The sequence below is a fragment of the Marinobacterium halophilum genome (genome assembly GCF_003014615.1).
Taxonomy (GTDB): domain Bacteria; phylum Pseudomonadota; class Gammaproteobacteria; order Pseudomonadales; family Balneatricaceae; genus Marinobacterium; species Marinobacterium halophilum.
Map to the genome: position 1 here is coordinate 1 of NZ_PYGI01000028.1, position 26,776 is coordinate 26,776.

The window sequence follows — 26,776 nt, forward strand, 5'->3', positions numbered from 1 at the left end:
CCGGCAACGGCCACATCAGTACAACCAAGGATTGCCACCCGCTGTGGCAGAGGAAAAACTTAACTTATTGTCCGGTATTAGTTGACCACTACAGAAGACCGCCCCGCTCTCTCAACCCAGAACTTCTTTCAGGGCAAGTCATTCTCCGAAGAGGATATCAGACTTGCGTAAAATCGTGCGGCAAGATGCTCAGGCAAACATCTAACACTCCATCTACGAAGGTCAGATTCGTGATCTGATCGACTGCTATGTAGCCGGTGTAAACATATAGGGTCTGGTTCAAGATTCTTAGCGAGCAGGAACAGCAGGTTGAAGACCGTGAAGTGCCGGGTGTACCCACGGATCGGTTCGGTAAAAACAAGCATGCACAGGCTTAAAGTCACAGGCGCCGATTTGACGATGGAGCGGATTCAAGGGGCTTTTTGTGCTTGGTGCCGAGAGCGGGCACAAGAAATGTTCCGGCGTCGATTTGACCTCGGGGTTGAAGCGCTACCGTGGGTTCAGATAGCGCGAACTGGCACTTGCTAGAGATGAGAACCCAGTGGGGTAGCAGTTCACCAAAGGGGAAATTACTGCTCAACCCAAACTTGGTGAAAGCGGCAACTCGTTGTGTCGACTACGTGATCCTACATAAACTCTGTCACCTTCAAGAGTAGTGGAATACGCAACCCAGTTACTCTGTAGAGCTTCTGTAGAGCTTCTGTATTAATTTTCGACGAAAAGAAGTAACTAGGGTCAAAGCAAAAATGCCATTTTTGATAGGTGCTTCCAGTTAAAAACTCCGCAGGACTTCCGTAGGGCTTTTATATAGCTGCACTCGTGCAAGCTTCAGCAAGTTGTTAAAAACGTCATCGGTGGTGCCGAGCCGAGGTAAAACAAGCGAAAAGTGCAGTTCAGTTAACCTAATGATTAGTATTCCCTGCTTGTAGCGAAACATCGGAGTTAATCGGTGGCAACAAGTGCCAGCCTACAATCCCGATCATTATTTGGCATGAGCTTGATGCCAACACGTTCTATATCACCGAGGAGATGAAAGTGCTATCTGCCTAGGGCACACATCACCACCAGCCCGATCTGGTCTGCTTTGTGAACGGTATTCCGCTGGCCGTGATTGAAACCAATCACCCGGACTCCGGTAATCCCAACAAGGACATGATCGATGAATAGGTTAGCCAGGATCTGAATAACCAGAATAACGACGAAATTCTCTACTTCTTTGCATGCACCCGTCATCGTCCCACCGGTGCGCAATTCGACTTTACACCGACAAAAGCCAGAGAGGAAATTCAAACTTCCCAGCCGATAGATAGCAAACCCAAACTTCCGGATTCTTGGCTTTGCGCGAAAACGAGAGGAAATCCAAACTTCCCAGCCTATAGATAGATATAGGCTGGGAATCCCAGATCTGGGAGTAATGATTTTAGCCACCAGGAATATCCTTCCCAGTAGCTTTAGAAACGAAGTCGGAATCTGACCGGTTATAGATATGGCTCCCGAGGAGCAGGCCCGAAGAATTTGGCCGCTCAGATGATTCACTCCAACCGAGATACAAACAGAGTCTCATTGCTCATTACGTGAAGACCCATGCAAAACCGGTTTGAGCTGGTTCAAAATGAAGATGCCATGTAATCCGGAAAATAGATGATTTTAACCTCAAAGGCATCTAGATGACCGAAACCACTATGATAGGAGTTTGATTAATTTTAGGGGCAGTTTGACGCGTTCTAGGGGGCTGCCCAACTCAAACCAGTCACGCCAACCAACATATGAATGCATCAGAGAAGTAGGCTTAGTGTGCAGCTGAGCTCTAATTTTTTATACACACCTAACAGACTGCTGAAAATTTTCTGTTGCAGTGGGGGTTCTACCCCGTTACTGCGGACACTTCTGAAAAGAGGCAAAATGTGCCAAAGGAGTGTTTATGACCCAACGCAGAAAATCCAGCGCCGAGTTCAAGCGAGAGGCTGTTGCTTTGACCCGTCAACCGGGTGTCAGCTGTCGTCAGATGGCCTTGGAGATCGGAGTGAACCCAAACGTGTTGTCTCGCTAGCGGCGTGAAGCCGATGAGGCAACCGACAAGGCCTTTCAGGGATCTGGCTCCCCCAGAGATGAGAAATTGCCTCGTCTGAAGCGGGAGCTAGCCCGGGTTAAAAAGGAGCGTGATTTTTTGCGCGAAGCGGCAGTGTTCTTCGCCAAAGAGTCATTCTTGTTAGCAGTGATGCTGACACTGGAGCCAGTTGGTCATTCGGTCAGCATAATCTGACCATATCATTGCGCACCTAGATGCACTGACTGGCCATCCTGATCCACCAGACTCACCAGTTCTATTTCATCTGACAGACGTCAGCCCTGGAGCTGATTGCGAAGAGGCACGATGGTATTGGCATGCTGCTCACGCTATGCCCTCCGCTCTTGGCTAGACGAACCGGACAGCCGGGTGCGATAGGAGATACCTGTACCTGGGTCGCCAACATTGCCTCAGAGGTCATTTTTGCCCAAGGTAACAGATACGCCTCGAACACCAGCGGAAAGGCTGACTACACGCTTACCGAGGTTGAGCCGGATGCCCGGAGCCAGATCGATGGTACTACGAAACCGAAAAGCCATAGGTGTGTATAGAACATCACTTGTTGTAGTGATCGTCAAATCAAGGGGTTAGTCAGACCAGCTTACCATGTTCCAGTCTTACGCGGCGGTGCCCTAGGCGACTGAGCATCAGCCACTCCAGTGACTCAATTTTGAACTCCAATATACACAAAGCATGGTGGTCAGCTAATAGTGGTGTTCGTTCTGTAAGCTCGCTGCCAGGAGCATAAGCGGTGAGGTAATCTCCAGCCGCAGCTGTTCGCCTGATACACGCCCAGATAGCAGCAACCTGATCACTGTTGATATCGATAGTTACAGTTGTTCTAGCGCGTAATTACCACTGCCGGCTGGGACACCAAAAAACCAGTTGGGCCTGAGTATTGGCCTGCAGCTGGGTTACCTTCGGGCTGGCTGATCAGTAAACACCTAATGCATTAACTCGCCATTGAATTAATGCATCAGCCTTTAATACATCCTTTATGTGAGGTAGTACAGCCATGAAATGGATTTTATAGTTGAAAGGCTCCAACTTTAAATAGGAAAAATTTGTAGATAATTGAATTATCGCGACTTATTGGAAAATATTCGCATCTACCCTCCCCGAATATCTGATAAATATATCCCTATAGCAAAGACCGCTATGTTTTTGGCTCTGCGTCACTACGCAAAGAGATCATGCGGTTTGATCCATGAGCACCTCAGATCTTGACGTAGAAGTTGCCAACTTAAAGAGGATGTTAGATATGACTGAAAAAATGTTGAAAATTAACGAGCTTGAACAGCTGATCAGCATCAGCGAAAGCACAATTTACAAGCTGGTCAAAAAAGGGCTGTTTCCAGAACAGGTGCGCATCAGCACTCGATGTGTGCGCTGGCGCCTTTCCGAAGTTCAGGAATGGATGCAGCTTGGACAAAACTCCTGGAAAAAGAAACAGGCCAATCAGAAGAACGAGGCGGCCTAGCCCCGCCTCACAAGTGCCTGCAGGTACGCCGTCCATTGATCCATGGCACGGCGTTTTTCTTTAAGGTAGTCATATTTGTCGTAGTTCTTTTGAGCAGCGGTATCGATTTCATCATGTTGCTGAAGCATGTCACGATATAAACGATCAATGCCGCACTTACTCATCAGCGTTTTGCAGGTTCGACGTAAATCCCTGGGTGTGAACGGCTCAATATCGTCATACTCTTGAGTATAAGTATGACAACACTGGATCAAGCCATTGATCGACGCCGGTTTATCATCATGATCCCTGTGCGGCCAAAGGAAACGGCCATCGCCGCCCAGTAACCGACCTTCCTCATACAGCTCAATCGCTAGGTCAGACAGTGGTACAACGTGGGCTCCACGCCGCTGAATCTTGATTCGATCTAGCGGAATCTCAAACAGCCTGTTGTTCAGATCCCACTCGGAATGCTCGGCGTGATATAGCTCAATGACTCGCTGGCCGGCCAAGGCAAGCTGCAGCTTGAAATACAAATGGTGCATGCGGTTGCGCATTTTGGTACGCGGCAGGTTCCATAGTATTGTCACCTCCTCCTCAGTTAAGGTCCGATGCTTGGGCTGTGAGCCTTTCGGTACTGGCAACGGAATATCACGCATGATATTTGAGGTGATGCCGTAGCGTACAGGTTCGCCGAACCGCTCCGGTGCATTGTCCTGATCTATGGCATAGCGTAGACAGCTTTTAAGGCGGCCGTGCAGATTATTCGCCTTGAAGCGCGCACCTCGGTCTATGACTCGCTTTAGCAGCGCACGGGCATGATCCTGCGTGAAATCACGCGCCAGCAGGCTCAAATCAACGTACGGCTTGATATCGCTGTCGAACATCCAACGCAGCTGATTCAATGACTTTATCTTGGTCTGCAGTTTGATGCTGGAATAGAAGTCATCCCACAGCTCCAAAAAGGTTCGCAGCCCTGCTCGCTGCCTGTGCTCTTCTTCCTGCTGGATCGCTTCATCCATCTCACACCGCTCCCGCTCCGCCTTGGGGCAGATACCCTGCTGGACTTGAGCTGATAACCGGATGAACTCCTGCCCCGCATCTGCTAAGGTCATCGCCCCATAATTACCGATACCCATTTGCCTGCGGCGCTTGCTGTGGAAATACTGGATCAGGAACTGCTTACGACCACTGGTGTAAACCTTGACCTGAAACCGACCTCCGCATCGCTCGGCTGATTCCTCGGTAATGATGTATGGTTTATCCTGAGCTTTAAGAGCTTTAATATAATGATCGCTAAGCTGTGCCATGAAAGTTGAACTCCATCTTGGTCACAGTAGGAGTGGCAGTAATGGTGGCAGTTATGGACGCGAGATTGGCGCACCAAGAAACCTCCCCTAACGCTTAAGTATGCAAGTGCAAGCCAGTAAGACTCTGGTTTTAAAGGTCTTATAGCTGAACATGAGAACTATGGAGAACAACATGAACGTCGAGTCCTTCAATTTTAACCATACCAAGGTTGTTGCACCTTACGTGCGACTGGTAGGCGTGACGGAAGGCAAGCAGGATAAAGTCCACAAATATGACGTGCGCTTCTGCCAGCCGAATCAGGCACACATGCCGATGCCATCCCTGCATTCACTGGAGCATATGATTGCGGAACTGATCCGCAACCACCTGGACTGCGTGCTGGATTTCAGCCCGATGGGCTGTCAGACAGGCTTTTACCTGTCCGTGCTTAACCACGATGACTACAGTGAAATCCTGGATGTCTTCGCACGCACCCTGGAAGATGTCCTCGTTGCCACGGCCGTGCCGGCCTGCAATGAACTGCAGTGTGGCTGGGCGGCCAGCCATGATCTGGAAGGCGCCAAGGCCATTGCGCGCGACATGCTGAATCGCCGCAGCGAATGGCCTCAGGTCTTTGTTGATGAAAATGATCCGGACAACTGGCTGTCCTGATCATCCACCGGTTATCGCTGCGTGACGCTGGCGGTAACCGGATACCCCTCGTGCCAGCCTAGCTGACCAAACAGCTGCTCAACATCCTCCCCTACGCCCGCCTCGATCCTGATGACGGTATCAGTTACCGGATGTACAAATTCAAGACCTACCGCCATCAATAACAGACGATGACTATCGAAGTGATCACGGAATAACCGGTTGTGACGCCCCTCCCCGTGCGTGGTATCGCCAACAAGTGGGTGCATGATATGCCGCATATGGCGACGTATCTGATGTTTGCGTCCTGTCGAAGGCTTCACTTCTACCAGTGAATAGCGTGCTTCGGGGTAACGACTGATCGGGATCGGTAAGCTGACGGTCGCGATGCGCCGAAACGCTGAGACTGCCTCTTTAGGCTCTTTGTCAGGATTGGCATGAGGCTCTGCATGCTTGTCATGGATCGGTTTGAGCGCATAATCGATTACACCCGCTTCGTCTGGCCATCCGCGTACAACACACAGGTAGGTTTTCTGTATTCGGCGCTCAACAAACTGCGCTTGCAGCTGCTGGGTCACTGTTTTGTTACGCGCGAACAGGATGACCCCAGAAGTAGCCCTATCCAGGCGGTGAACAGTGTGAATCGTCTCGCCCGGATACCGTTCCTTGAGCAGTGACACCAGATTGGGTGTTCTGGCAGGTGCAATCCAGCTGGGATGAACCAGCAACCCTGCCGGTTTATTCACTGCAAACAGGTAATCATCTTCATACAGAATATCGAGCGGCGTAGATTCAGGCAGCGTAGATTCAGACACGAGGAACTCACAAGCGGGAGAGAGGTCACAGAGTAGTGTGGCGGAGGGACAGGGATTCGAACCCTGGGAGCCTCTCGACTCGTCGGTTTTCAAGACCGGTGCTTTCGACCACTCAGCCATCCCTCCACACGGCATGGAATTCTACTGGGAATCTTTTTGAAGTCAAACGATCAAAAGTATTGAAAAAACGGTACAAACCCTCATCATTGCATTCAGAAGGAAATCACACACGAGGTTTATGATGGATAACATTCGTACAATCGATGGCCGCTCATCTGATGCGGTTCTGGAGACCAACAAGGTCATCCGCAACACCTATATGCTGCTGGCGATGACGCTGGTGTTCAGCGCTGTGACGGCGGGGATATCCATGGCGATCAACCCTCCTTTCATGGTGTATCTGGGTAGTGTACTGCTCAGCTTTGTACTGCTGTTCGTCATTAATCGCAAACAGAACAGTGCAGCCGCCCTGCCGCTGACGTTTGCCTTCACTGGCCTGCTCGGTTTTGGCTTGGGCCCAATCCTGAATCACTACCTGGCATTGCCGAACGGTGGCCAGATTGTGATGACCGCCATGGGCATGACTGCAGTTACCTTCCTGGGCCTGTCTGCATATGTGCTGACATCCCGTAAGGATTTCAGCTTCATGGGTGGGTTCCTGGCTGCAGGCTCCATGATCTTGATTGTTGCCATGATCGCACTGTTCGTGCTGCCGCTGTTCGGTGTCGATATCTCTGGCATGCAGCTGGCCTTTTCCGGCGCTGTTGTGCTGCTGATGTCCGGTTTCATCCTGTATGACACCAGCAACATCGTCAACGGTCGCTACACCAACTACATTATGGCGACTGTGGGCCTCTACCTGAGTATCTATAACCTGTTGGTACACCTGTTGACCCTGGTTGGCGTACTCAGCGACGACTGATTCAGGCATATATTCATAGCCCTGCAAACCGGTAAGGATTGCGGGGCTATTTGCATTTCAGGCCACGCAATGATTTTTACCCTCGTCGTACATACAGCCCCCTACCAATCACCGACGGCTGCAACCGCATTAAGGTTTGCCCGTGCCGTGATTGCGGGTGGACACCAGATTCACCGCGTCTTTTTTTACCGCGACGGCGTATACAACGCCAACGCATTGGCATCACCACCGCGTGATGAGCAACACATTCCTCAGCAATGGCAACAGCTGGCGGAGGAGCATCAACTGGATATGGTGGTGTGTATTGCTGCAGCCGTACGTCGCGGCATCCTCAATGCCGATGAAGCAAAACGCTACGAAAAGGACGGCTATAATCTGGCTGAGGGTTTTGAACTGTCCGGGTTGGGACAGTTGGTTGAAGCCAGTCTGAAGTCTGATCGTGTTATTACGTTTGGAGGCCAGCGATGAATCGAAAATCGATACTGGTTATCTGCCGTACAGCGCCCTATGGCTCATCAGCCGCAAGAGACGCTCTGGATATTGCACTCAGCGGCACAGTATTCGACATGCCTGTTTCGCTCCTGCTGCTTGATGATGCTGTCTTGCAGCTGCTACAGAACCAGAACAGCGCATTGATCGGCGAGAAGAATATCAATGCGATGCTGGGTGCGCTTCCGCTATACGATATCGAACAGGTATATACCAGCATGCAGAGCTTGGCCCTGCATGGTCTTGAAGCCGTTCAGCTCGAACCACGACCGACCGTTCTTGACAGTTCCGAGCTGCAGGCCCTGATTAACCGTCATGAGATTGTATTGAGCGTATGACACTGCATATTTTGAATACTCCTCCAAGCAACCGTACGGCCTTCATGAGCTGTAGTGAAGCTTTGAGCGAGCAGGACACGCTTCTATTGATCGAAGAAGCCACCTACTGGCTGCTGCCGCACCATCGCCCACTGCTGGCCAAGCTGCCCGCCCGCGTGGTGGCATTAGCCCCTGATCGCATGGCGCGAGGCATCATCGCCGATGGTTTCAACGAGGTTGACGATGCCGGTTTTGTCGAACTGACCATCAAGCATGAACCTGTTGTCAGCTGGTTTTAAATGATGCAATTATTGATTGATGACCAGACGATTGCTCTGGATGAAGAAGGTTACCTGTACAACCTTGAACAATGGACGCCTGAAGTGGCACGCCTGCTGGCGCAAGAAGAATCGCTGGAACTCACGGATGCGCATTGGGAAATTATCCACCTGCTGCGTGAATTCTATCAGCAGTTTCAGCTATCCCCTGCCATGCGCCCTTTGGTCAAGGCCGTTGCGGCCAAACTTGGGAAAGACAAGGGCCGCAGTATCTACCTGATGCAACTGTTTCCAGGAAGTCCGGCAAAGGTTATAGCTCGCCTTGCTGGCCTGCCCAAGCCGGATAATTGCCTGTAATGAGTACGCTGAAGTTTGCCGCCAACCTGAGCCTTCTGTTTACTGAACGACCATTACTTGAACGCTTTTCCGCAGCTCGAGCAGCCGGATTTGATGCGGTTGAGATCCAGTTCCCTTACAGCCTTGAGCGTGAGTGCATTCAGCGCGAACTGAAAGCTCATCAGTTGGAGCTGGTACTGATCAACATTCCAGCCGGTGATTGGGAGGCTGGTGAGCGTGGTTTGGCATGCTTGCCAGGCCGTGAAGCCGAATTTTCCGTAGCGGTTAATCAGGCCATTGAGTGGGCACAACAATTAGGCGTGCCCAGGCTGAACTGCCTTGCCGGCGTACGCCCGCAGGGTATCTCTGTCGAGCAGAGCAAACACACTCTGGCACACAACCTCACACTGGCTGCCGATCGTTGCCACAGTGCCGGTATCCAGCTGATGATCGAGGCGATTAATACCCAAGATATTCCGGGCTTTTGTCTGCATCAGAGTGCCCAGGTCATCGATTTGATCGATCAATTGCAACTGCCAAGCACGGCCTTGCAGTATGATGTTTATCATATGCAGATCATGGAAGGGAATCTGATCTCGACTTTGCAGCAAAATGCAGACAAAATCGGACACATACAGATCGCTGATGTCCCAGGTCGCCATGAACCGGGAACAGGCGAAATAAATTATACCAATCTGTTCAGGGCACTTGAGCAAATCGGCTACTCAGGCCATATTAGCCTTGAATACAATCCCAAAGCCACAACCGAAGCTGGACTGGGGTGGTTGGCAACTTGGATGACACAGGACAGAACGCGATGAGCTTGAATGCAGCGGCTGAGTACTTGAAGACATTACAGGATGGGCAACAAGCCGAGTCGGAACATTCCCGACGCGCCCAACAAGAGGAAGTTGTCTATCACCAATGGGCTACCTTCCGCGTCGACAATGAGCTTTACGGCATTGATGTCATGCAGGTCAAGGAAGTGTTGCGCTTCAGCGAAATCACTCCGGTACCTGGTGCAGACAGCTCCATTCTTGGCATCATCAACCTGCGCGGCAATGTGGTTACGGTCATCGATACGCGGCAGATGTTTGGCTTGCCACTGGTTCCCTATGATGACAATACTCGCGTTATCGTAGTTGAGTTCAACGAGCAGGAAGTGCTTGGCCTGGTTGTCGACAGCGTTGATGAAGTGATTAACCTGCCACACAATGACGTTGACCGAGCGCCGAGCGTATCAGGTGACGATGCGACCAAGCGATTCGTGCAAGGCGTATGCTACTACAACAACATTCTGATCATCCTGCTGGATCTGACCAAAATGTTGCTCAGCATTACCCCACTGACAGAAGAAGAACTGGTAACCGGTTACTGATAGTTGTCGCGTGATCTCCCATCCGGCCTGTCAACGGTCGGATGGAGCTCGTTAGAACCCACTTCCGTGGCACCGTGGAATCTCATGCGCCGCCGCATAATCGATGGCAGCATCGATTTGAGCGAGAAGATTGTCTTTATCTCGACCTAGTACGCCTTTCAATACCAGACTGTTCGAGACATGGTCACTGCGGAAAATGGTCTGTTCCAGTTCCGTCGCCGCGATCAGTTGGCGCATTTCCTGAAACAGCCCCTGAGTATCCAATGGGTGGAACTGCCCGCCAAACCCTGCCCTTACCCGCGCCTCCGCATCACGCTTGAAGAACAGTACCAGCGTTGCCAGATATTCAGGCTGTACCGCATTGACCAAACGGGCGGACGCACGTGCATGAGCTTCGCTATACACTCGACCTCCGGCACCATTGATCAGCATAACGGAACGTTTGATACCTGCTTCACCGGCCTTGATCAGCGCCTCAGCCGTCGAATCGAAGGTTTCGCCCTTGTCAAAAGCCGCCAGAACCTGATCACAGCCACTTTCTGCACCCATGTAGATCAGATTGAGGCCCAGTTCGCGAAGCTGGCTGAGCTCGGCTACGCTCTTGCGTGCAAGATTGGATGGCAAGCAGTAAGCCGATACCCGTCGTACATGTGGCAAGTGCGTGCGAATGGCCCGCAGAATAGCACTCAGCCGCCGTACCGACAGCGCCATTGCATCGCCATCGGCGAGGAAGACCCGACGCACCCCTGGTAGCATGCGGCCGCAGCGTTCTATTTCAGCCAATACATCAGCTTCAGGCTTGGGTCGAAATCGTTTGTGCTCATCGGTATACATGTCACAGAAGGTGCAGCGGTTCCAGCTGCACCCATTGGTGACCTGCAGAATCAGTGAATCGGCCTCGCTGGGAGGCCGAAAGACAGGTTCAATATAATCAACCGGAGGCGTGTAATACATGGCAGATCAACTGGCGCGCGTGCGTTTGAACAACTGATGGAAATTGGCCGTGGTCTGTTCGGCAACCGCTTCTACCGAGATTCCCTTGAGCTCGGCAACGCAGGCAGCAACTTCGGCGACATAGGCTGGTTGATTCTGCTTGCCGCGATACGGCACCGGGGCCAGATAAGGCGAATCGGTTTCCACCAGCAGGCGCTCAAGCGGTACAGCTTTTACTACCTCTCGCAACTCAGCTGCATTACGGAAGCTGATAATGCCGGAAAAGGAGATCATATAACCCAAATCCAGTGCTGCCTTGGCCATATCCAGAGATTCGGTGAAGCAATGCAATACACCTGCCGACTCGGTATTGCCATGCTCACGGATCAGGCGAATGGTATCTTCACGCGCATCACGGGTATGCACAATCACCGGCAGATCCAGGGCACCCGCCAGTTCAAGATGACCGGCAAAACTGGCCTGTTGCTGCTCAAGCGCATCGGTGGAGTAGTAGTAATCCAGACCGGTTTCACCCAGCGCGACCACACGGGGATCGGCCGCCAATTGCGCCAGTCGTTCGCGGTCAAATGGACTTTCTTCAACGTGCAGCGGATGTGTACCCGCAGAAAACCAAACGTTATCAAAACGGCTGGCTGTCTGATACATGCTGTCAAATGCGTTGAGGTCAACGCACACACACAGCATCTTCTCGACCTGCTTCGCCTGCGCAGCAGCAATGACGTTATCCAGAGTGTTGTCATGCCGGCTCAGGTCCAGCATATCAAGGTGGCAATGCGAGTCTATTAACATCTGATCTCTACTGACTTTACAAAGTATTGGTGCGGCGACCGGATCCATCCATCCCCGCAAGGTAGGTTTCGATCTTACGGACCAGGGCGGAATCATCGCCGGACAGCTGAATGCCGATACCTGGCGTGCGTCCACTCTGCGCTGCTTTTGGCGTAACCCAAACGACTTTGCCGGTAACAGGCACTTTATCCGGCTCATCCATCAGCATAAGCAGCATAAATACCTCTTCCCCCAGCTGGTAGGTGCGGGTCGTGGGAATGAACAGGCCGCCATTGGTCACGAACGGCATATAAGCCTTGTACAGACTTTCCTTGTTGTCGATTGACAGCGATAAAATACCGTGGCTGATACGCGGTATGATGGACATGAACTCAACACTCCTATGTTTTGCGTGCCAGATCGGACCATAGCAGCAGCAAGCGCTCCAGCAGCAGTTGCCGGTTCGGATTATGGCGCAGCATCAAGCTGACCCTCTCTTCCTGAATCCGATCCGCCAAGGCAAAGATTTTGGCACTATCGGCCCGCTTTGCAACGGCTTGCAGCATGCTTTTCATATCCGGATTGACCACTGGTTCTGGCAGATTGGCCAACTGCATGCGAATAATATCGCTGAGCAGGCTGTTTAACCAATCAAGGCATTGTAGCAGGTCAAACTTGCCGAATTGTAGCGCCAGATCAGTAACAGCCACACGGTCACGCAACAGATCGGCCAACCCGGTCATCAACTTCTTGCGCTGCTCAAGCAGGTCACTTTCATACAAACGGCGCGCTTTCAGTGGCGCACCATGGCAAAGGCGCAGCAATTGCTGCGCTTTTTCGGTATCCAGTCCCAGGTTCTCACTCAGCCAGGCCTGCGCCTGTTCTGGAGTGGGCGTGACAAAATCGATACGCTGACAGCGGCTACGGATGGTCGGCATAAGCTGACCAGGCTGGTGACACACAAGCAGCAACAGGGTGTTGTCACCAGGCTCTTCCAGAATTTTCAACAAGGCATTTGCCGAAGAGATATTGAGTGCTTCGGCAGGCTCCATGATGACAACGCGGTAGCCCCCCTGCTGTGCGGTACTGTGTAAGTGGTCAATCAGTACGCGTACCTGGTCGACCTTGATCGGCTTGCCAATCGCTTCGGGAGTAATCGACACCAGGTCAGGATGATGCCCGGCAATACGCAAGTCGCAGCTATGGCAATGCCCACAAGGGCCGCTTGCAGTCGGCTGATGACAGAGAAGCAGATTGGCTAATGCCTGCGCAAAGTCATGTTTACCAACGCCCTGCGCCCCGGATAATAGCAGCGCATGCGGCAAGCGATTGGATCGGTGCTGTGTCAGCAGCCGCTCCCATTGAGGGGTGAACCAGGGGTGCAGCAAGTCAGCTACCATACTGCACTCCCAAGCGGGCTAGTGCCTGAGTGATCTGAATTTGAACCTGTTCCAACTCAGGTGCAGCATCAATCACGGCAAAACGCTCGGGCTCGGCCGCGGCTCGGGCAAGGTAGTGCTCGCGCACTGCCGTGAAGAAGCTCACTTTCTCAGCTTCAAACCGATCCGGTGTGCTGCGCGCACGCGCACGCTCCAGGCCCGTTTCGACCGGAAGGTCCAGCAATAACGTGAGATCGGGGCGCAGCTCCGCCTGCGCCAACTGTTCCAGTACCGCAATCTGCCGGGTATCCATACCCCGCCCGCCGCCCTGATAGGCATAGGTCGCATCGGTAAAACGATCACAGAGCACCCATTGCCCCGCCTGTAGCGCAGGTAAAATAACCTGCTGCAGGTGCTGGGCGCGAGCGGCAAACATCAGCAGTAACTCGGTCAACTCCGCCACCGGCTCATCCCTGGGCGTCAGCAGCAATGCCCGTATATCTTCAGCCAGAGGAGTCCCTCCCGGCTCACGGGTCCGCACAACTTCGACACCCTGACTTAACAGAGATTGCTGGATAAAGTCGAGATTGGTCGTTTTGCCGACCCCTTCCGTGCCCTCAACGGTGATGAAGCATCCTCGGATCATGTCTCAGTTCTCCGGTGAAGAGCGATAATCTGCACGTCGTTGCAGCTGATAGCGGCGTACGGCACGGTTGTGCTCCTGTAGCGAGCTGGAAAAATGGTGCGAACCATCTCCCTTGGCGACAAAGTAAAGTGTTTTACCGGCGGCAGGATTGACGGCTGCCTCAATAGCTTCGCGGCCCACCAGCGCGATCGGTGTCGGCGGCAACCCTGTTATGACGTAAGTATTCCAGGGCGTTGGTCGGCGCAGGTCGGCGCGGGTAATATTGCCTTGATAGCGGTCCCCCATACCATAGATAACGGTAGGGTCAGTCTGCAGTCGCATGCCACGCTCCAGACGACGGGCGAATACACCAGCAATCTGGTTGCGCTCCGCCGGTACAGCCGTCTCTTTCTCGATAATCGACGCCAGGATCAGGGCCTCGTAAGGCGTGTCATAGGGCAGATTCTTGGCGCGATCTTGCCATGCCGCTTCCAGCACTCGCTGAAGATCCTCATGTGCCCGCGTCAGCAACTGCAGATCTGTCATGCCGCGCTTGAAGTGGTAGGTTTCTGCCAGGAACAGGCCCTCGAGCGAATCGGCATCACTGCCCAGCCGGTCAAGCAAATCGGCATCACTCAGATTATCCAGTGTGTGCTTAAGCTGATCATTACTCATCAAGGCCTGCTTCAGCTGCTTGAACGTCGTGCCTTCAATCAAAGTGAAGGTGTAATCAAGCGTATCCCCCTCAACGACCTTGTTCAGCAGCTGAGTCAATGTCATCCCGGGTTCAAGGCGGTATTCACCAGCCTTTATTCGGGTCACTGCAGGATTCAGATACGCCTCCAGTCGCAACCAGAGGTAGTTATCGACAAACCCGGCCGTTTCGAGCTGAGTGGCGAACTGGCGGTACCAGGTGCCGGGCTCAACGATCAGCGTTTGTGCCTCAGTGATCGGCAACGGCTGCTCCAGTTTTCGTTGCAGCTGGTTATAACCACTCCAGGCAAGTACGCCAACCAATAGTATCAGCAGGAAAACAGCCAACATTAGTTTCTTCAGCATTGCACCATCCGTTGTTTCAAAGCCAATTGCAATCGGCGTGTATATTCGCCCAACGCATAGTCCCGCGACTCCAGCCGGGTAATCGGCCAGATGCCGATCAAGCTGTTGCATACCAGCAATTCATCAGCCGCTTCAATATCCACAGGGGTGTAGCTCCCCGTCTCGATCTGTAATCCAAGCATCGGCGCCAATTGCAGTAACTGATTGCGTATAATCCCCTCTACACCCGCCTGATCCAGATTCGGAGTGCAGAACCGGTTGCCGCGAATGAAGCACAGGTTGCTCATTGTGCCTTCGACAACAAACCCTCGTGTATCGCACACTAAGCCTTCACGGATATCGGGGTCCCGCCACTCATTGCGCGCCAATACCTGTTCCAGACGATTCAAGTGTTTAATGCCGCTCAGCAATGGCTGGCAGGCCAGTTGCGTCTGACACCAGCGCACGCGAACACCCCGCTCAGGTGAACCTGGATATTCCGGCATGGGAGACAGGATCAAAATACGCTGTGGCGCAGCCGGGTCAGGTGTCAGATATCCGCGCCCACCTGAGCCACATGTCAGGATGATTTTGAGCACAGCGGGGCCGGTAATCGGTTCTAGCTGCTGGAGATCGCGCTCCAGCTGGTACGACAGACGATCAGAGGGGATTCCAAGGCGCTTACACCCCAGCAGCAGGCGCTGCAGGTGCTCAGCATAGAAAATGGGCATCCCATCGATAATGGGAAGGGTTTCAAACAGGCCGTGGCCATACGCCAGACCACGATCGGCAATGCCGATCTGGTCTGCTGGCTGGCCATTGATCAACACATACGGCTGCATCGGTATCCGGAGGGCCTCAGCCCTCCTCGCCCCTTAGATGCGATTGAAAATCAGGGTACCGTTGGTACCACCGAAGCCGAAGGAGTTGGACATGGCGGCCTCAATTCTGCATTCCTGAGCAGTATGTGCAACGTAGTTCAGGTCACAGCCTTCGGACGGGTTGTCCAGGTTGATCGTCGGTGGCGCTACCTGATCACGCAAGGCCAACACGCAGAATGCGGCCTCAACAGCACCGGCGGCACCCAGCAGGTGTCCGGTCATTGACTTGGTTGAGCTCATGCGCAACTGCTCGACAGCACTGCCAAGCACGCGCTTGGCAGCATTGGACTCGGCAATGTCACCTGCAGGAGTTGATGTGCCATGTGCGTTGACGTACTGAATACGGTCAGCCGGCAGAGCCGCATCGTTGATCGCATTCTGCATCGACAGTCCTGCACCGGCACCGTTTTCCGGCGGCGCAGTCATATGGAAGGCATCATCCGACATGCCAAAACCTGACAGTTCACAATAGATGTTTGCGCCACGTGCTTTGGCGTGCTCGTACTCTTCCAGAATCAGTACGCCGGCACCATCACCGAGTACAAAGCCGTCACGGTCTCGATCCCAGGGGCGACTGGCCGCTTCCGGAGCATCATTGCGTGTCGATAGCGCTCGGGCTGCCGAGAAGCCTGCTACGCCCAGAGGGGTCGTTGCCATTTCAGCACCGCCCGCGACCATGACATCTGCGTCACCATACTGGATCATGCGCATGGCATGTCCGATATTGTGCGTACCGGTAGTACATGCCGTGGTGATCGCAATGTTTGGGCCACGGAAACCGTATTTGATCGCCACATTGCCCGAAATCATATTGATGATACTGCCCGGAACGAAAAACGGCGATACGCGGCGCGCACCACTGGCATTCAAAATATCGTGGGTTTTTTCAATCATCGGCAGTCCACCGATGCCTGAACCAATTGCACAACCGATACGGTGTGAATTGGCTTCAGTAGCTTCAATACCGGAATCGTCGATGGCCTGGGCAGCAGCGACCATTCCATACTGAATGAACAGATCCATCTTGCGTGCATCCTTGGCACTCATGTAAGGATCCAGATCCAAATCCTTTACCGGTGCAGAGAAGCGAGTTGCAAACTGAGAAGCGTCAAAAAACTCAATTGGCGCTGCACCGCTTTTACCGGCCAGGATATTGCCCCAGGTGTCCTTCACGGTATTGCCCACTGGCGTCAGCAAACCGATACCGGTCACAACGACTTTTCTGCGAGACATCCTACTCCTCCAGCCTTTACGGCCTAACAAAAGAAAAGCCGCACTATATTCGCATATAGATGCGGCTTTTCGACTAATTCTGTCGGGATTGATTACTGATGAGCGTTGATGTAATCGATCGCCAGCTGAACGGTAGTGATTTTTTCAGCTTCTTCATCAGGAATCTCGGTTTCGAATTCCTCTTCCAGCGCCATAACCAGCTCTACAGTGTCCAGTGAGTCAGCGCCCAGATCTTCAACGAAAGAAGCAGCATTAACAACTTCTTCTTCTTTGACGCCCAGCTGTTCAGCGATGATTTTCTTTACGCGCTCTTCAATGTTACTCATATCTCTTCCTATTTTTTCTCAATACCATCACATCGCAGGATGCGACATGGAATTTTAGAAAACCCATTACGCTCTGGCAACACACGTGACGGTGTAAATTTCATATCCCGTCAGCTGCCGGCCAATTATCAACAAATCCGCGGAAAAAACAAATTTTTATGCATCCGCGCCTGTTTCTAATCAAGACATGTACATGCCGCCATTCACATGGATCGTATCACCGGTGACATATGCACCGCCATCACCCGCCAGGAATCCGACCACGGCAGCCACCTCTTCAGGCTGTCCAAGACGGCTCATCGGGATCTGTGACTGCAGGCTTTGTTTGTGCTCATCAGCCAGCCCAGAGGTCATGTCAGTATCGATAAAACCGGGCGCAACACAGTTGACCGCAATGTTGCGAGAGCCGACTTCACGGGCAAGCGCACGGGTAAAGCCTTCCATACCGGACTTGGCGGCCGCGTAGTTGGTCTGCCCCGCATTGCCCATGGATGCCACTACAGAGCTCACGCTGATGATACGTCCCCAGCGGGCTTTGGTCATGCCGCGCAAGCAGCCCTTAACCAAGCGATAAACGGAGCTGAGGTTGGTATTCAGCACGGAATCCCACTCATCATCCTTCATCCGCATAAGGATGTTGTCACGGGTAATGCCAGCGTTGTTGACCAGAATGGCAATGGTGCCGAAATCGGCCTGAATTGCCTTGAGTACGGCCTCAATTGAAGCTGCATCCGCTACATCCAGAACCATGCCGGTGCCTTTGTTACCGGCTTCAGCCAGGTAGGCGGCAATCGTTTCAGCACCCTTTTCGCTGGTGGCTGTTCCGATCACAATGGCACCCTGCGCGGCCAAATTGGTAGCTATTGCCTTGCCGATGCCACGGGTAGCCCCGGTCACCAGTGCTACTTTGCCTTCAATACTCATGTTTGTGTTCCTAACATCCGTTGAATTTCAACCAAGCGCTTTTTCCAGACCTGCTGGATCGCTGATGGATACACCGATCAATGCTCGATCGATCTTCTTGTTGAGCCCGGTCAATACCTTGCCCGGGCCACATTCGATCAACGTATCAACACCCTCGGCAACCATTGCCTGTACCGATGCGGTCCACAGCACAGGGCTATACAGCTGAGCGACAAGATTCTTCTGCAGGGTTTCGACATCCTGCGGAACCTCGGCCGCTACATTCTGCACGACCGGAATAGACGGCTGCCGCAAATCAATGGCACTCAGGGCCTGAGCCAACTGCTCTGCTGCAGGCTGCATCAGCGCACAGTGCGAAGGTACGCTAACCGGCAACGGGATAGCACGTTTGGCACCGGCGGCCTTGCACGCCTCAATGCCACGCTCTACCGCCTCTTTCTCGCCGGCAATCACGACCTGGCCCGGACAATTGTAGTTCACAGGAGAAACAACGCCTCCCTGCGCTGCCGTGGCGCATGCTTCAGCAATAGCATCATCACCCAAGCCTAAAATGGCAGCCATGGCACCCGTACCAGCAGGCACGGCTTGCTGCATGTACTCACCACGGAGCTTGACCAGGCGCACACCATCTGCAAGTGACAAGGCACCCGCACAGACCAGCGCAGTGTATTCACCCAGGCTGTGCCCTGCCATGACAGCGGGCTGTGTGCCGCCCTGCTCCAGCCATAGACGCCATAGCGCCACACCGGCTGTCAGCAGTGCCGGCTGAGTGTTTTCGGTACTGTTAAGGGCTTCTTCCGGGCCATCCTGGGTCATTTTCCAGAGGTCAAAGCCTAAAGCTTCTGACGCTTCTGCAAATGTTTGCTGAATGACCGGATGTGCTGCGGCCAGCTCTGAGAGCATTCCCAGCTGCTGCGAACCCTGGCCGGGAAAAACGAAAGCGAGCGTTTGCGACATGGCTTCCCCATTCTGTACAAGTGACATAAATCCTGCGTTTTGACGAAGCAATACGCAGCTTTTAAAGGCCATTAGTGTACAACATTCAGGGGTAATTAGAACGCCTTGGCTTATTCTGGCGCGATGGGCGGGTATAGATAATGTTCCAGTTGTTTACTGATGCGCTCAGGTATATTCATTTCGGCTTCAGCAACCGCCTTATCAATGGCATATCCGAAGCAATCATGATTTGCCCCGCCATGACTTTTGACCACAATACCTTGCAACCCAAGCAAGCTGGCACCGTTATGTAAACCCGGATCAAGTTGTTGCTGCAGCTCTCGAATCAGCGGACGCGCAAGCAGAGCCAATAAGCGGCGATACAGATTGCGAGAGAAACTCTGGCGTACCTTGCAGCTGATGAGTCGTGCAAGACCCTCACTGCTTTTTAAGGCGATATTGCCGACAAAACCATCACATACCACCAGGTCGGCCTCACCGGAAAACACGCCATCACCCTCGATAAAGCCGATATAATTCAGCCCTGTCCGCTCAGTGAGCAAGCGCGATGCCAGCTTAACCTGTTCATTACCCTTGATCTCTTCCGCGCCTATGTTAAGTAACGCGACTGTGGGTGATTCTATCCGCTCTACGGCGCGCAGCATGACCGAGCCCATAATGGCGAACTGCAGCAAATGTTCCGCAGAACAATCCACATTGGCACCCAGGTCAAGCATATGACAATGCCCGGCTGCAGTCGGTACTGTTGAGGTAATGGCGGGACGGTCGATACCCGGCAGCATTTGCAGAATGCCACGACCCAGCACCATTAGCGCACCGGTATTACCAGCGCTGACGCAAGCTTGCGCACGTCCTTGAGCAACGCTTTGCAGCGCCATATACATGGATGAGTCCTGACGACGACGCAAGGCAAAGGTCGGGCGTTCATTCATGGCCACAACGGTTTCGGCATGCAGCAGTTCAATGCGCACGCGTAAGGCGCTATCGCAGTGCTTTAAAAGGGGGAGGATTTGTTGCTGATGACCTACCAGCAGGATATTCAAGGAGGGGTGACGCCTCAGTGCGTCCAGCGCCGCAGGCACTGTAATGCGGGGACCGAAGTCCCCGCCCATTGCATCAACTGCGATGCAATACGGTGCTGTCAAGCTTACTCTTCGCCCTGGGCGATCACCTGACGACCGCGGTAGAAACCGTCAGCGCTGACGTGGTGACGACGGTGAGTTTCACCGGTAGTAGCGTCAACAGACAGAGTCGGATTGCCCAGCGCGTCGTGTGAACGACGCATGTCACGCCGTGAGCGAGACTTTTTGTTCTTCTGTACTGCCATGGTATATAACTCCTGTTTAACTCTTATTGGCCTTTTCTTTAAGCTGGGCCAATACACTGAAGGGGTTGGGTTTTTCGTCCTGCGTCCGGGCCGTTTCCACGTCACCGTACGATGTCTTGATGCTACAGTCATTGTGGTACGGAACCAGCGGCAGACTCAGTATCAATTCATCTTCGATGACCGGCAGCAGTTCAATCTCGTCCGTTTCCATGAGCAGCGGATCATAGGAACGGGTTAAATTCTCTGCCTGCTCTTCGGTCAATACAACCGCAAGATTCAGTGTTGCCTGTAATGCAATACTGACCGGCTCCAAGCAGCGTTGGCAGGTCATACTGACGCTACCACTCATTCTGCCACTCAGAACCCGCAGGCCCTGTTCATCCTTGGCAAACTCGACTTCGGCATCAATACTGCCGCTGTCATCAACCAAGAAGGATGCAAAGCGAGGCATGTCAGCAATCTTTGCTAAGCCTTTAAACTTCACTTCCCGCTCGGCCATTTTGCGAGGGTCAACTTTTTTCGGTAATGGACCGTACGACATAAGCGCGCAATTCTATGGTTAGAACCCCTTGCTGTCAAAGAAAATAGGGGTTTAAGCGGTTAAAAATAGGGTTAATATGATACCAGAAACATTCAAATGCCGTGATCCAAAAGGAAATATCATGCTACCCACCCTTGTACTCGCCTCAAGCTCCCCTTGGCGACGGGAGATTTTGGACAAACTGGGTTTGCCCTATCGCACCAAACACCCGGAGATCGATGAAACGCCACTGCCGGGCGAGACGGCAGCGGCGCTAGTGTCGCGCTTGGCGGAAGAAAAAGCCAGAGCCGTCAGCACAGGTTTCAAGGATGCCTTGATAATCGGCTCTGACCAGGTCGCCGTACTGGATGGCAACATCATCGGCAAGCCCGGCACCCATGAGCGTGCCGTAGAGCAGCTTCGCGCAGCATCGGGACGAACACTTACCTTTCTCACCGGCCTGTGCCTGCTCAATGCAGCAACAGGAAAGGTGCAGGTTGATGTTGTCCCTTACCACGTTCATTTCCGCACGCTCAGCGACACCCTGATTGAGCGCTACCTGCAACACGAACAGCCCTATAACTGCGCTGGCAGCTTTCGCTCGGAACAGGCAGGTATTGTCCTGTTTGAGCGATTGGAAGGCGACGACCCCAATACACTGGTTGGCTTGCCATTGATCCGCTTGGTGCGGATGCTGGAAGCCGAAGGGGTCGAACCTTTCTGATCAGCGCAGTGAATGTTCGCCGCTCAGGCCCAGTTGCAGCGACAGCTCTTTGGCAACACTTACACCCAGTCGCTCAATCAGGCGATCAATTGCACGCGGGTGAGCGGTGTAATCAACCAGTTTTTCCGCACCCACGACATCCCGCGCGACCATTGAGCTGCTGCCCAGGCCGTCGATCAACCCAAGCTCCAGTGCCTGCTCACCGGTCCAGACAAGGCCGGTGAACAGTTTATCATTATCCTGAAGTCGATCACCTCGGCCTTTTTTAACCTGATCAATAAACTGCTGATGCGTTGTATTGAGCACGGTTTGCCAGAAGGCTCGATCTTTGTCGCTAAGCGGACTAAACGGATCTAGAAACGCCTTGTTTTCACCTGCCGTTAATGTCCGGCGCTCAACACCCAACTTATCAATCAAGTCAACAAAGCCAAAGCTTGAGGAGATAACACCGATCGAGCCCACAAGGCTGGCTTTATCAGCATAAATCTCGTCCGCTGCTGCGGCGATATAATAAGCACCCGACGCTCCGATATCACTTATGACAGCGTAAACTTTCTTTTGAGGATATAGCGCACGCAGCCGTTTAATTTCGTCATAAACATAACCGGACTGTACCGGGCTGCCTCCCGGACTATTGATGCGCAGAATAACTGCCTGGCTTTGCTCTGCCTTGAACGCATTGCGCAGCGCACCGATAATCATGTCGGCACTGGCATCTCCGTCATCCATGATCGGCCCCTTGATTTCCACTACTGCGGTATGGGCATGCGGAATCACTTTTTCCGTATCGAGATTGTTGCCGATCCAGAAAAGGGCCATTAGCGAAAACAGATACGTGAACGTCAGCAGCTTGAAGAAGATACCCCAGCGCCGGGAGCGCCGATGCTCTACATGCAAGCTGTTAACCATCTTCTCGATCAAGCGCCACTCTTTTTGCGAAGAGGGTCGGTTATTGTCCCCTGCCCCGGCCGGGGCCGCGGTAGACTCTGACCGGGCATTTTCCCCGGTTTCTCCCCAGTGGTTATCGCTCACACTCTTCCCTCATTTCAGGTATTTGACGCAGACAAATCGTCCAGCCAGACTTCCAGCTCCGTAAAATGGTGAATCTCCTTGACCGGATTCAGAACTCTCAGCCTGTCCAGATGATGTGCACCATAACTTACAGCCAGCGTATCCATGCCGGCACGACGCCCCATCTCCAAATCATACTCGGTATCACCGATCATAAGAGCATGTCCCGGACCAACACCGGTCTCATGCAATAACTCATGCAGCATATGCGGATCGGGCTTGGATGTGGTTTCATCGGCACACCGGCTGGTTTCGAACAACCACCCAAGACCGGTTTCGGCCAGCACATGCTCAAGACCTGCTCGACTCTTGCCGGTTGCCACTGCCAGTCGATAGCCTTTGGCCTTGAGGCTTTCCAGCGTATGCTGAACACCCGGAAACAATGCTATTGGCGTTTCATCGGCGACCGTATAATAGTGACTATAGCGTTTACTCAGCGGCTCAATGATCGCATCACCTTCCGTTGGAAAAAGCACTTTGATCGCTTCCGGCAAGCCCAAGCCGATAATGTCCTTGGATGCTTCCCAGCTGGGCACCGGCAAACCCAAGTCATGCGCCGATGATCGGATACAGGACGCAATACGCTGGGTTGAATCAATGATGGTGCCATCCCAATCGAATATCAGTAGCTTGTACAAGCTTAGCTCCTTTGCGGTTTGTGCGCGTTAATCAGCTTTCCTGACGCGTTGGCCAGATCAGTAATTCGCCAACATCAACATGTGACGGCTGTTCCAGCGCATAAATGATGGCATTGGCAATATCTTCAGGCTTGAGCATCGCCGCTTCATCACCATACATGTTGCTCTTTACGATACCGCGAATCTTGTCATGCCCAATGCTGTTCGGCAGCTCGGTATCCACCGACCCCGGCTGAATATCAGTTACACGCACACCGAAACGAATGGCCTCCTTGCGCAGGGTTTCGGAAATCGCCCTCACCGCATGCTTGGTACCTGCATACACTCCCGCGCTGGGGTAGGTGGTGCGTGCCGCAATAGAGCTGACATTGATGATATGCCCCTGTTTGCGCTCAGCCATGCCGGAATATACGGCATGTATGGCATACAATACGCCCTTGATGTTCACATCGATCATTTGATCCCATTCATCGACGCGGCCATTGATAATCGGACTGATCGGCATGGTACCGGCATTATTAATCAGGATATCCACGCCGCCCAGCGCAACCAGGCGCTCGCCCAGCTGTTCCATTGCGGCACGGTCAGATACATCGACCGGTTCCAGATGAACTTTGGCACCCTGCTCACGCAGCTCTATTGCCAGCACTTCAAGACGATCAACGCGACGCGCCGACAGAATGACTTCAGCCCCTTCTGCTGCCAACGCCTTCGCGGCGGCATGACCAATTCCCGAACTGGCTCCGGTAATCCAGGCGCGCTTTCCTTCGAATTTCATGTAGATACCCTGTTCTGTTAACAATATTTCACTGCAGGAGGCGGGTCGTATTCTGACCTATAGCCGATACCAGCGTCCACTCGACTGCCTATGCCACATAAAAAAAGCCGCTGACGCGAACGGCAGCGGCTTACATGGTCGATCACGCACCTTGATTAGCGATGCTTGAACACCGGCTTGCGCTTTTCGGCGAAGGCATCCATCCCCTCAGCACAATCTGCAAAAGCAAATGTAGACTGGAAAGCATGACGCTCATGGCGCAACCCGTCTGCCAGATGAGCATCCACTGCCATATTCACGGCCTGCTTGATCATGGTGACTGCAGGTGCGGAATTGGCAGCAATCTTGCGCGCCGTCCTGAATGCCGATTCAAGCAGTTCCTCCGCAGGCACAATGCGCGACACCAAACCGCTGCGCTCGGCCTCCTCGGCATCCATCATGCGGCCGGTAAGACACATTTCCATCGCCTTGGCCTTGCCGACAGCCTTGGTCAGGCGCTGAGTGCCACCAGCACCGGGCATAGTGCCGATACCGATTTCAGGCTGGCCGAACTTGGCAGTGTCAGCTGCGATAATGAAATCGCACGCCATTGCCATCTCACAGCCCCCGCCCAGCGCAAAGCCTGCTACAGCCGCCACAACCGGCGTACGCGCTTCATCAATGGCACGCCAGCAGTCACGCTTCACATACGGGAAGTTCAACGCATACAGGGAGGCGAAATCATGTACTTTCATCTCCTTGATGTCAGCACCGGCCGCAAACACCTGCTCACCTCCTGTGAGCAAAATACAGCGTACGCCCTCATCCGCTTCCAGGGTATCAATCGCCCGACCCAGCTCGGAGGTGAGCTGCAGATTCAGCGCGTTCATCGCTTTGGGACGATTCAGCGTCACGATACCAACGCCGTCACGCACTTCAACCAATACGGTTTCCAGTTCCATTATCGGCTCCTCGATCACTTCGGGTGACGACGGCTCTGCACGAAGCGGAAACGGTTCGCAACAAAAGCATAGTCAGACAGACTGGCATTCGCCGCAGGGTTGCCGCCGGTGCCATGGAAATCACTGAATGCCGCACTCTGGTTAACGAATACACCGCCCGTCAGATTGATGCTCAGCGCCACACAAGCATCCAGTGCGGCTTCTTCAATTTTTTCCAGCTGAGCGTCATCGCTGCTATAGCAACCCATCGTGATAGCGCCGTGCTTTTTCACTACATTACGAGCCAGTTCGATGCTGTGTTCACGGCTATCGCTGCGCACGATGAAGCTGATCGGTCCGAACAGCTCCTGACCCCAAACATCTTCTTTCTCGGCATCAATGGTCATGATCAGCGGGCTGTATACACGGGCATTCTCAAACTGCGGATGGGTCAGCTTCTCAGAATCACGCACAACCGTACCCAGGTTCTTGCTGTCTTCGATGCGCTGTGCAGTCGCTTCCGACTGAATTGCGCCCAGCACCATTGCCGCACGATCAGGATCAGACAAGAACTTGGTCACGCCACCAGCAATGGCTTCAGCGACTTCATCGAAACTCTTGTGACCCAGATCGGTATCGATACCGTCTTTCGGTACGAAAATGTCCTGAGTGGTCGTACACATCTGACCGGAGTACAGGCTCAACGTGAACGCCAGGTTGCGCACCATGCCTTTGAAGTCATCGGTTGAATCAATGACGATCGTGTTGGCGCCGGCTTTCTCGGTGTACACCTGCGCCTGCGGGCAGTTCTGTTCCAACCAGTCGCCAAACGCGGTATTGCCGGTGAAGTCGATCAGCTTCACCTCCGGGCGCTGAGCCAACTCCATGGTTTCCGGCTTGGCAGCATCAGCGTCGACATACAGAGATACGATGTGCGGCGGCAGACCCTGCTCTTTCAAAACTTCCTGTGCGACCTTAACACTGATTGCAGCCGGCAGTGCCGCAGCCGGATGCGCCTTGACCACAACCGGGTTGCCGGTAACCAGAGAGGCGAACAGGCCAGGGTATGTATTCCAGGTCGGGAAGGTAGAGCAACCGATTACCAGCGCGACGCCACGACCACATACGGTGAACTTCTTCTCCATCACCAGCGGATCATGTTTGCCCTGCGGCTTGGTCCAGGTTGCCTGAGCAGGTACACCCGACATGGTTTCGTAACCATAGACAACCGCTTCAAGACCGCGATCCTGTGCGTGCGGGCCACCCGCCTGGAACGCCATCATGAAACCCTGACCAGAGGTATGCATCACCGCATGCGCAATTTCAAAGCTACGCTTATTCAGGCGATCCAGAATTTCCAGGCAGATACCGGTGCGACCTTCAACACCCTGATCACGCCATACTTTACGTGTCGCTTCCATTGCCGGCAGCAGCACATCCATATCAACAGCGGGGTACTGAACATTCAATTCAATTCCGTACGGCGATACTTCGCTACCGCTACGGCCAGTGATGCCCGGCATCTCCAGCTCGAAGGGCTGGTTCAGATGAGCATTAAATGCAGCTTCGCCATCAGCGGCAGCGGTTTCGCCATAGGCACGGGGACTGGGGTTCTCCGACCAGGGGCTGAAGTAATCACGGCTGTGAATGGCCGCAAGCGCGCCTTCCAAAGTAGCTGTGTGCTTGGCAAAAAGATTCTCGCTCATCAGG

The 26,776-nt window shown here is 53.2% G+C and carries 34 protein-coding genes, 1 tRNA gene and 1 pseudogene; 12 read left to right on the plus strand and 24 right to left on the minus strand.

What is annotated here, in order from left to right:
* The first annotated feature begins 494 nt into the window (after positions 1 to 494).
* A complete protein-coding gene (locus CLV44_RS17740) occupies positions 495 to 656 on the plus strand; it encodes a M48 metallopeptidase family protein (protein ID WP_211298170.1) in 162 nt (53 codons plus the stop codon).
* Positions 657 to 1,038: 382 nt separating this feature from the next.
* Here CLV44_RS17740 and CLV44_RS17580 read toward each other — a convergent pair whose 3' ends face one another.
* On the minus strand, positions 1,039 to 1,428 hold the full coding sequence (locus tag CLV44_RS17580) for a hypothetical protein (RefSeq protein ID WP_245912717.1): 390 nt from the start codon (positions 1,426 to 1,428) through the stop codon (positions 1,039 to 1,041).
* Positions 1,429 to 1,921: 493 nt separating this feature from the next.
* Between CLV44_RS17580 and CLV44_RS16130 the strand changes: the two are divergent.
* Positions 1,922 to 2,208: pseudogene (locus CLV44_RS16130) on the plus strand (transposase); the annotation flags it as partial.
* Positions 2,209 to 2,478: 270 nt separating this feature from the next.
* Here CLV44_RS16130 and CLV44_RS17745 read toward each other — a convergent pair.
* Positions 2,479 to 2,607, minus strand: a complete 129-nt coding sequence (locus CLV44_RS17745) for a DUF4236 domain-containing protein (protein WP_106593153.1) — start codon at positions 2,605 to 2,607, stop codon at positions 2,479 to 2,481.
* A gap of 722 nt (positions 2,608 to 3,329) precedes the next feature.
* On the opposite strand from CLV44_RS17745, the gene CLV44_RS16140 reads away from it, so the two are divergent.
* Entirely contained in the window at positions 3,330 to 3,548 is a 219-nt protein-coding gene (locus CLV44_RS16140) for a helix-turn-helix transcriptional regulator (RefSeq protein WP_211298171.1), read from the plus strand.
* Here the strand turns inward: CLV44_RS16140 and CLV44_RS16145 are convergent.
* Positions 3,545 to 4,837 (minus strand): tyrosine-type recombinase/integrase, encoded by a 1,293-nt coding sequence (locus CLV44_RS16145; protein ID WP_106593155.1) that lies wholly within the window; start codon positions 4,835 to 4,837, stop codon positions 3,545 to 3,547. The genes CLV44_RS16140 and CLV44_RS16145 overlap by 4 nt on opposite strands.
* A 172-nt stretch (positions 4,838 to 5,009) precedes the next feature.
* Between CLV44_RS16145 and CLV44_RS16150 the strand changes: the two genes are divergently transcribed.
* The gene (locus CLV44_RS16150; protein ID WP_245912718.1) at positions 5,010 to 5,489 is read left to right on the plus strand and encodes an S-ribosylhomocysteine lyase; all 480 of its coding nucleotides are present in this window, start codon (positions 5,010 to 5,012) and stop codon (positions 5,487 to 5,489) included.
* A gap of 11 nt (positions 5,490 to 5,500) precedes the next feature.
* Here CLV44_RS16150 and CLV44_RS16155 read toward each other — a convergent pair whose 3' ends face one another.
* Together CLV44_RS16155 and CLV44_RS16160 are read right to left on the minus strand one after the other, a co-directional pair.
* Entirely contained in the window at positions 5,501 to 6,283 is a 783-nt protein-coding gene (locus CLV44_RS16155) for a pseudouridine synthase (RefSeq protein WP_245912719.1), read from the minus strand.
* Between the two features lie 38 nt (positions 6,284 to 6,321).
* A tRNA-Ser gene (locus CLV44_RS16160) sits at positions 6,322 to 6,409 on the minus strand.
* Positions 6,410 to 6,524: 115 nt separating this feature from the next.
* Here CLV44_RS16160 and CLV44_RS16165 point away from each other — a divergent pair.
* From CLV44_RS16165 to CLV44_RS16195, 7 genes are all read left to right on the plus strand, one after another.
* Complete coding sequence (locus CLV44_RS16165) at positions 6,525 to 7,205, plus strand: Bax inhibitor-1/YccA family protein (protein WP_106593196.1); 681 nt, start codon at positions 6,525 to 6,527, stop codon at positions 7,203 to 7,205.
* Positions 7,206 to 7,274: 69 nt separating this feature from the next.
* The gene (gene tusD, locus CLV44_RS16170) at positions 7,275 to 7,673 is read left to right on the plus strand and encodes a sulfurtransferase complex subunit TusD (RefSeq protein WP_106593157.1); all 399 of its coding nucleotides are present in this window, start codon (positions 7,275 to 7,277) and stop codon (positions 7,671 to 7,673) included.
* Positions 7,670 to 8,032, plus strand: a complete 363-nt coding sequence (gene tusC / locus CLV44_RS16175; protein ID WP_106593158.1) for a sulfurtransferase complex subunit TusC — start codon at positions 7,670 to 7,672, stop codon at positions 8,030 to 8,032. Before tusD ends, tusC begins: the two co-directional genes overlap by 4 nt.
* Positions 8,029 to 8,310 (plus strand): sulfurtransferase complex subunit TusB, encoded by a 282-nt coding sequence (tusB, locus tag CLV44_RS16180; protein ID WP_106593159.1) that lies wholly within the window; start codon positions 8,029 to 8,031, stop codon positions 8,308 to 8,310. Before tusC ends, tusB begins: the two co-directional genes overlap by 4 nt.
* The gene (locus CLV44_RS16185) at positions 8,311 to 8,646 is read left to right on the plus strand and encodes a TusE/DsrC/DsvC family sulfur relay protein (protein ID WP_170069371.1); all 336 of its coding nucleotides are present in this window, start codon (positions 8,311 to 8,313) and stop codon (positions 8,644 to 8,646) included.
* Complete coding sequence (hyi, locus tag CLV44_RS16190) at positions 8,646 to 9,446, plus strand: hydroxypyruvate isomerase (protein ID WP_106593160.1); 801 nt, start codon at positions 8,646 to 8,648, stop codon at positions 9,444 to 9,446. The genes CLV44_RS16185 and hyi overlap by 1 nt, the downstream gene beginning before the upstream one ends.
* Positions 9,443 to 10,003, plus strand: coding sequence for a chemotaxis protein CheW (locus tag CLV44_RS16195; RefSeq protein WP_106593161.1), 561 nt, complete (start codon positions 9,443 to 9,445; stop codon positions 10,001 to 10,003). Before hyi ends, CLV44_RS16195 begins: the two co-directional genes overlap by 4 nt.
* Before the next feature lie 51 nt (positions 10,004 to 10,054).
* Here CLV44_RS16195 and CLV44_RS16200 read toward each other — a convergent pair whose 3' ends face one another.
* From CLV44_RS16200 to CLV44_RS16265, 14 genes are all read right to left on the minus strand, one after another.
* Positions 10,055 to 10,957 carry a radical SAM protein gene (locus CLV44_RS16200; RefSeq protein ID WP_106593162.1) on the minus strand — a complete coding sequence of 301 codons (903 nt, stop codon included), beginning with the start codon at positions 10,955 to 10,957 and terminating at the stop codon, positions 10,055 to 10,057.
* 6 nt (positions 10,958 to 10,963) lie between these two features.
* Positions 10,964 to 11,746 carry a TatD family hydrolase gene (locus CLV44_RS16205; RefSeq protein WP_106593163.1) on the minus strand — a complete coding sequence of 261 codons (783 nt, stop codon included), beginning with the start codon at positions 11,744 to 11,746 and terminating at the stop codon, positions 10,964 to 10,966.
* A gap of 16 nt (positions 11,747 to 11,762) precedes the next feature.
* Positions 11,763 to 12,113 (minus strand): PilZ domain-containing protein, encoded by a 351-nt coding sequence (locus tag CLV44_RS16210; RefSeq protein ID WP_106593164.1) that lies wholly within the window; start codon positions 12,111 to 12,113, stop codon positions 11,763 to 11,765.
* Between the two features lie 13 nt (positions 12,114 to 12,126).
* A complete protein-coding gene (locus CLV44_RS16215; protein ID WP_106593165.1) occupies positions 12,127 to 13,125 on the minus strand; it encodes a DNA polymerase III subunit delta' in 999 nt (332 codons plus the stop codon).
* Positions 13,115 to 13,750 carry a dTMP kinase gene (gene tmk / locus CLV44_RS16220; protein WP_106593166.1) on the minus strand — a complete coding sequence of 212 codons (636 nt, stop codon included), beginning with the start codon at positions 13,748 to 13,750 and terminating at the stop codon, positions 13,115 to 13,117. Before tmk ends, CLV44_RS16215 begins: the two co-directional genes overlap by 11 nt.
* Positions 13,751 to 13,753: 3 nt before the next feature.
* Positions 13,754 to 14,788: an endolytic transglycosylase MltG gene (gene mltG, locus CLV44_RS16225; RefSeq protein ID WP_106593167.1), complete on the minus strand. Its 1,035-nt coding sequence runs from the start codon at positions 14,786 to 14,788 to the stop codon at positions 13,754 to 13,756.
* Complete coding sequence (pabC, locus tag CLV44_RS16230) at positions 14,782 to 15,609, minus strand: aminodeoxychorismate lyase (protein WP_106593168.1); 828 nt, start codon at positions 15,607 to 15,609, stop codon at positions 14,782 to 14,784. The genes mltG and pabC overlap by 7 nt, the downstream gene beginning before the upstream one ends.
* A gap of 33 nt (positions 15,610 to 15,642) precedes the next feature.
* Positions 15,643 to 16,881 carry a beta-ketoacyl-ACP synthase II gene (gene fabF, locus CLV44_RS16235; protein ID WP_106593169.1) on the minus strand — a complete coding sequence of 413 codons (1,239 nt, stop codon included), beginning with the start codon at positions 16,879 to 16,881 and terminating at the stop codon, positions 15,643 to 15,645.
* 92 nt (positions 16,882 to 16,973) lie between these two features.
* The gene (gene acpP / locus CLV44_RS16240; RefSeq protein ID WP_106593170.1) at positions 16,974 to 17,207 is read right to left on the minus strand and encodes an acyl carrier protein; all 234 of its coding nucleotides are present in this window, start codon (positions 17,205 to 17,207) and stop codon (positions 16,974 to 16,976) included.
* 180 nt (positions 17,208 to 17,387) lie between these two features.
* On the minus strand, positions 17,388 to 18,131 hold the full coding sequence (gene fabG, locus CLV44_RS16245; RefSeq protein ID WP_106593171.1) for a 3-oxoacyl-ACP reductase FabG: 744 nt from the start codon (positions 18,129 to 18,131) through the stop codon (positions 17,388 to 17,390).
* Positions 18,132 to 18,158: 27 nt separating this feature from the next.
* A complete protein-coding gene (gene fabD, locus CLV44_RS16250) occupies positions 18,159 to 19,088 on the minus strand; it encodes an ACP S-malonyltransferase (RefSeq protein WP_106593198.1) in 930 nt (309 codons plus the stop codon).
* Positions 19,089 to 19,198: 110 nt separating this feature from the next.
* Entirely contained in the window at positions 19,199 to 20,233 is a 1,035-nt protein-coding gene (gene plsX / locus CLV44_RS16255; RefSeq protein WP_106593172.1) for a phosphate acyltransferase PlsX, read from the minus strand.
* Between the two features lie 2 nt (positions 20,234 to 20,235).
* Positions 20,236 to 20,415 (minus strand): 50S ribosomal protein L32, encoded by a 180-nt coding sequence (gene rpmF / locus CLV44_RS16260; protein ID WP_106593173.1) that lies wholly within the window; start codon positions 20,413 to 20,415, stop codon positions 20,236 to 20,238.
* Between the two features lie 16 nt (positions 20,416 to 20,431).
* A complete protein-coding gene (locus tag CLV44_RS16265) occupies positions 20,432 to 20,866 on the minus strand; it encodes a YceD family protein (RefSeq protein ID WP_245912721.1) in 435 nt (144 codons plus the stop codon).
* Positions 20,867 to 21,077: 211 nt separating this feature from the next.
* Here CLV44_RS16265 and CLV44_RS16270 point away from each other — a divergent pair, with 211 nt between their 5' ends.
* A complete protein-coding gene (locus CLV44_RS16270) occupies positions 21,078 to 21,659 on the plus strand; it encodes a Maf family protein (RefSeq protein ID WP_106593175.1) in 582 nt (193 codons plus the stop codon).
* On the opposite strand, the gene sppA is transcribed toward CLV44_RS16270, so the two are convergent.
* From sppA to paaN, 5 genes are all read right to left on the minus strand, one after another.
* The gene (gene sppA / locus CLV44_RS16275) at positions 21,660 to 22,691 is read right to left on the minus strand and encodes a signal peptide peptidase SppA (RefSeq protein WP_425436464.1); all 1,032 of its coding nucleotides are present in this window, start codon (positions 22,689 to 22,691) and stop codon (positions 21,660 to 21,662) included.
* A 14-nt stretch (positions 22,692 to 22,705) separates the two neighbouring features.
* Positions 22,706 to 23,368 (minus strand): HAD-IA family hydrolase, encoded by a 663-nt coding sequence (locus CLV44_RS16280; RefSeq protein WP_106593176.1) that lies wholly within the window; start codon positions 23,366 to 23,368, stop codon positions 22,706 to 22,708.
* A 31-nt stretch (positions 23,369 to 23,399) separates the two neighbouring features.
* Entirely contained in the window at positions 23,400 to 24,146 is a 747-nt protein-coding gene (locus CLV44_RS16285; protein ID WP_106593177.1) for an SDR family oxidoreductase, read from the minus strand.
* Positions 24,147 to 24,301: 155 nt separating this feature from the next.
* Positions 24,302 to 25,087, minus strand: coding sequence for an enoyl-CoA hydratase-related protein (locus CLV44_RS16290; protein WP_106593178.1), 786 nt, complete (start codon positions 25,085 to 25,087; stop codon positions 24,302 to 24,304).
* 14 nt (positions 25,088 to 25,101) lie between these two features.
* Positions 25,102 to 26,772, minus strand: coding sequence for a phenylacetic acid degradation protein PaaN (gene paaN / locus CLV44_RS16295; RefSeq protein ID WP_106593179.1), 1,671 nt, complete (start codon positions 26,770 to 26,772; stop codon positions 25,102 to 25,104).
* Positions 26,773 to 26,776 lie beyond the last annotated feature (4 nt).

What these genes read in the sequence shown, in the direction of transcription:
- CLV44_RS17745 (WP_106593153.1), bottom strand. Translation starts at nt 2,607, where the DNA reads ATGGCTTTTCGGTTTCGTAGTACCATCGATCTGGCTCCGGGCATCCGG.
- CLV44_RS16140 (WP_211298171.1), top strand. Translation starts at nt 3,330, where the DNA reads ATGACTGAAAAAATGTTGAAAATTAACGAGCTTGAACAGCTGATCAGC.
- CLV44_RS16145 (WP_106593155.1), bottom strand. Translation starts at nt 4,837, where the DNA reads ATGGCACAGCTTAGCGATCATTATATTAAAGCTCTTAAAGCTCAGGAT.
- CLV44_RS16150 (WP_245912718.1), top strand. Translation starts at nt 5,010, where the DNA reads ATGAACGTCGAGTCCTTCAATTTTAACCATACCAAGGTTGTTGCACCT.
- CLV44_RS16165 (WP_106593196.1), top strand. Translation starts at nt 6,525, where the DNA reads ATGGATAACATTCGTACAATCGATGGCCGCTCATCTGATGCGGTTCTG.
- tusD (WP_106593157.1), top strand. Translation starts at nt 7,275, where the DNA reads ATGATTTTTACCCTCGTCGTACATACAGCCCCCTACCAATCACCGACG.
- tusC (WP_106593158.1), top strand. Translation starts at nt 7,670, where the DNA reads ATGAATCGAAAATCGATACTGGTTATCTGCCGTACAGCGCCCTATGGC.
- tusB (WP_106593159.1), top strand. Translation starts at nt 8,029, where the DNA reads ATGACACTGCATATTTTGAATACTCCTCCAAGCAACCGTACGGCCTTC.
- CLV44_RS16185 (WP_170069371.1), top strand. Translation starts at nt 8,311, where the DNA reads ATGATGCAATTATTGATTGATGACCAGACGATTGCTCTGGATGAAGAA.
- hyi (WP_106593160.1), top strand. Translation starts at nt 8,646, where the DNA reads ATGAGTACGCTGAAGTTTGCCGCCAACCTGAGCCTTCTGTTTACTGAA.
- CLV44_RS16195 (WP_106593161.1), top strand. Translation starts at nt 9,443, where the DNA reads ATGAGCTTGAATGCAGCGGCTGAGTACTTGAAGACATTACAGGATGGG.
- CLV44_RS16200 (WP_106593162.1), bottom strand. Translation starts at nt 10,957, where the DNA reads ATGTATTACACGCCTCCGGTTGATTATATTGAACCTGTCTTTCGGCCT.
- CLV44_RS16205 (WP_106593163.1), bottom strand. Translation starts at nt 11,746, where the DNA reads ATGTTAATAGACTCGCATTGCCACCTTGATATGCTGGACCTGAGCCGG.
- CLV44_RS16210 (WP_106593164.1), bottom strand. Translation starts at nt 12,113, where the DNA reads ATGTCCATCATACCGCGTATCAGCCACGGTATTTTATCGCTGTCAATC.
- CLV44_RS16215 (WP_106593165.1), bottom strand. Translation starts at nt 13,125, where the DNA reads ATGGTAGCTGACTTGCTGCACCCCTGGTTCACCCCTCAATGGGAGCGG.
- tmk (WP_106593166.1), bottom strand. Translation starts at nt 13,750, where the DNA reads ATGATCCGAGGATGCTTCATCACCGTTGAGGGCACGGAAGGGGTCGGC.
- mltG (WP_106593167.1), bottom strand. Translation starts at nt 14,788, where the DNA reads ATGCTGAAGAAACTAATGTTGGCTGTTTTCCTGCTGATACTATTGGTT.
- pabC (WP_106593168.1), bottom strand. Translation starts at nt 15,609, where the DNA reads ATGCAGCCGTATGTGTTGATCAATGGCCAGCCAGCAGACCAGATCGGC.
- fabF (WP_106593169.1), bottom strand. Translation starts at nt 16,881, where the DNA reads ATGTCTCGCAGAAAAGTCGTTGTGACCGGTATCGGTTTGCTGACGCCA.
- acpP (WP_106593170.1), bottom strand. Translation starts at nt 17,207, where the DNA reads ATGAGTAACATTGAAGAGCGCGTAAAGAAAATCATCGCTGAACAGCTG.
- fabG (WP_106593171.1), bottom strand. Translation starts at nt 18,131, where the DNA reads ATGAGTATTGAAGGCAAAGTAGCACTGGTGACCGGGGCTACCCGTGGC.
- fabD (WP_106593198.1), bottom strand. Translation starts at nt 19,088, where the DNA reads ATGTCGCAAACGCTCGCTTTCGTTTTTCCCGGCCAGGGTTCGCAGCAG.
- rpmF (WP_106593173.1), bottom strand. Translation starts at nt 20,415, where the DNA reads ATGGCAGTACAGAAGAACAAAAAGTCTCGCTCACGGCGTGACATGCGT.
- CLV44_RS16265 (WP_245912721.1), bottom strand. Translation starts at nt 20,866, where the DNA reads ATGCCTCGCTTTGCATCCTTCTTGGTTGATGACAGCGGCAGTATTGAT.
- CLV44_RS16270 (WP_106593175.1), top strand. Translation starts at nt 21,078, where the DNA reads ATGCTACCCACCCTTGTACTCGCCTCAAGCTCCCCTTGGCGACGGGAG.
- CLV44_RS16285 (WP_106593177.1), bottom strand. Translation starts at nt 24,146, where the DNA reads ATGAAATTCGAAGGAAAGCGCGCCTGGATTACCGGAGCCAGTTCGGGA.
- CLV44_RS16290 (WP_106593178.1), bottom strand. Translation starts at nt 25,087, where the DNA reads ATGGAACTGGAAACCGTATTGGTTGAAGTGCGTGACGGCGTTGGTATC.
- paaN (WP_106593179.1), bottom strand. Translation starts at nt 26,772, where the DNA reads ATGAGCGAGAATCTTTTTGCCAAGCACACAGCTACTTTGGAAGGCGCG.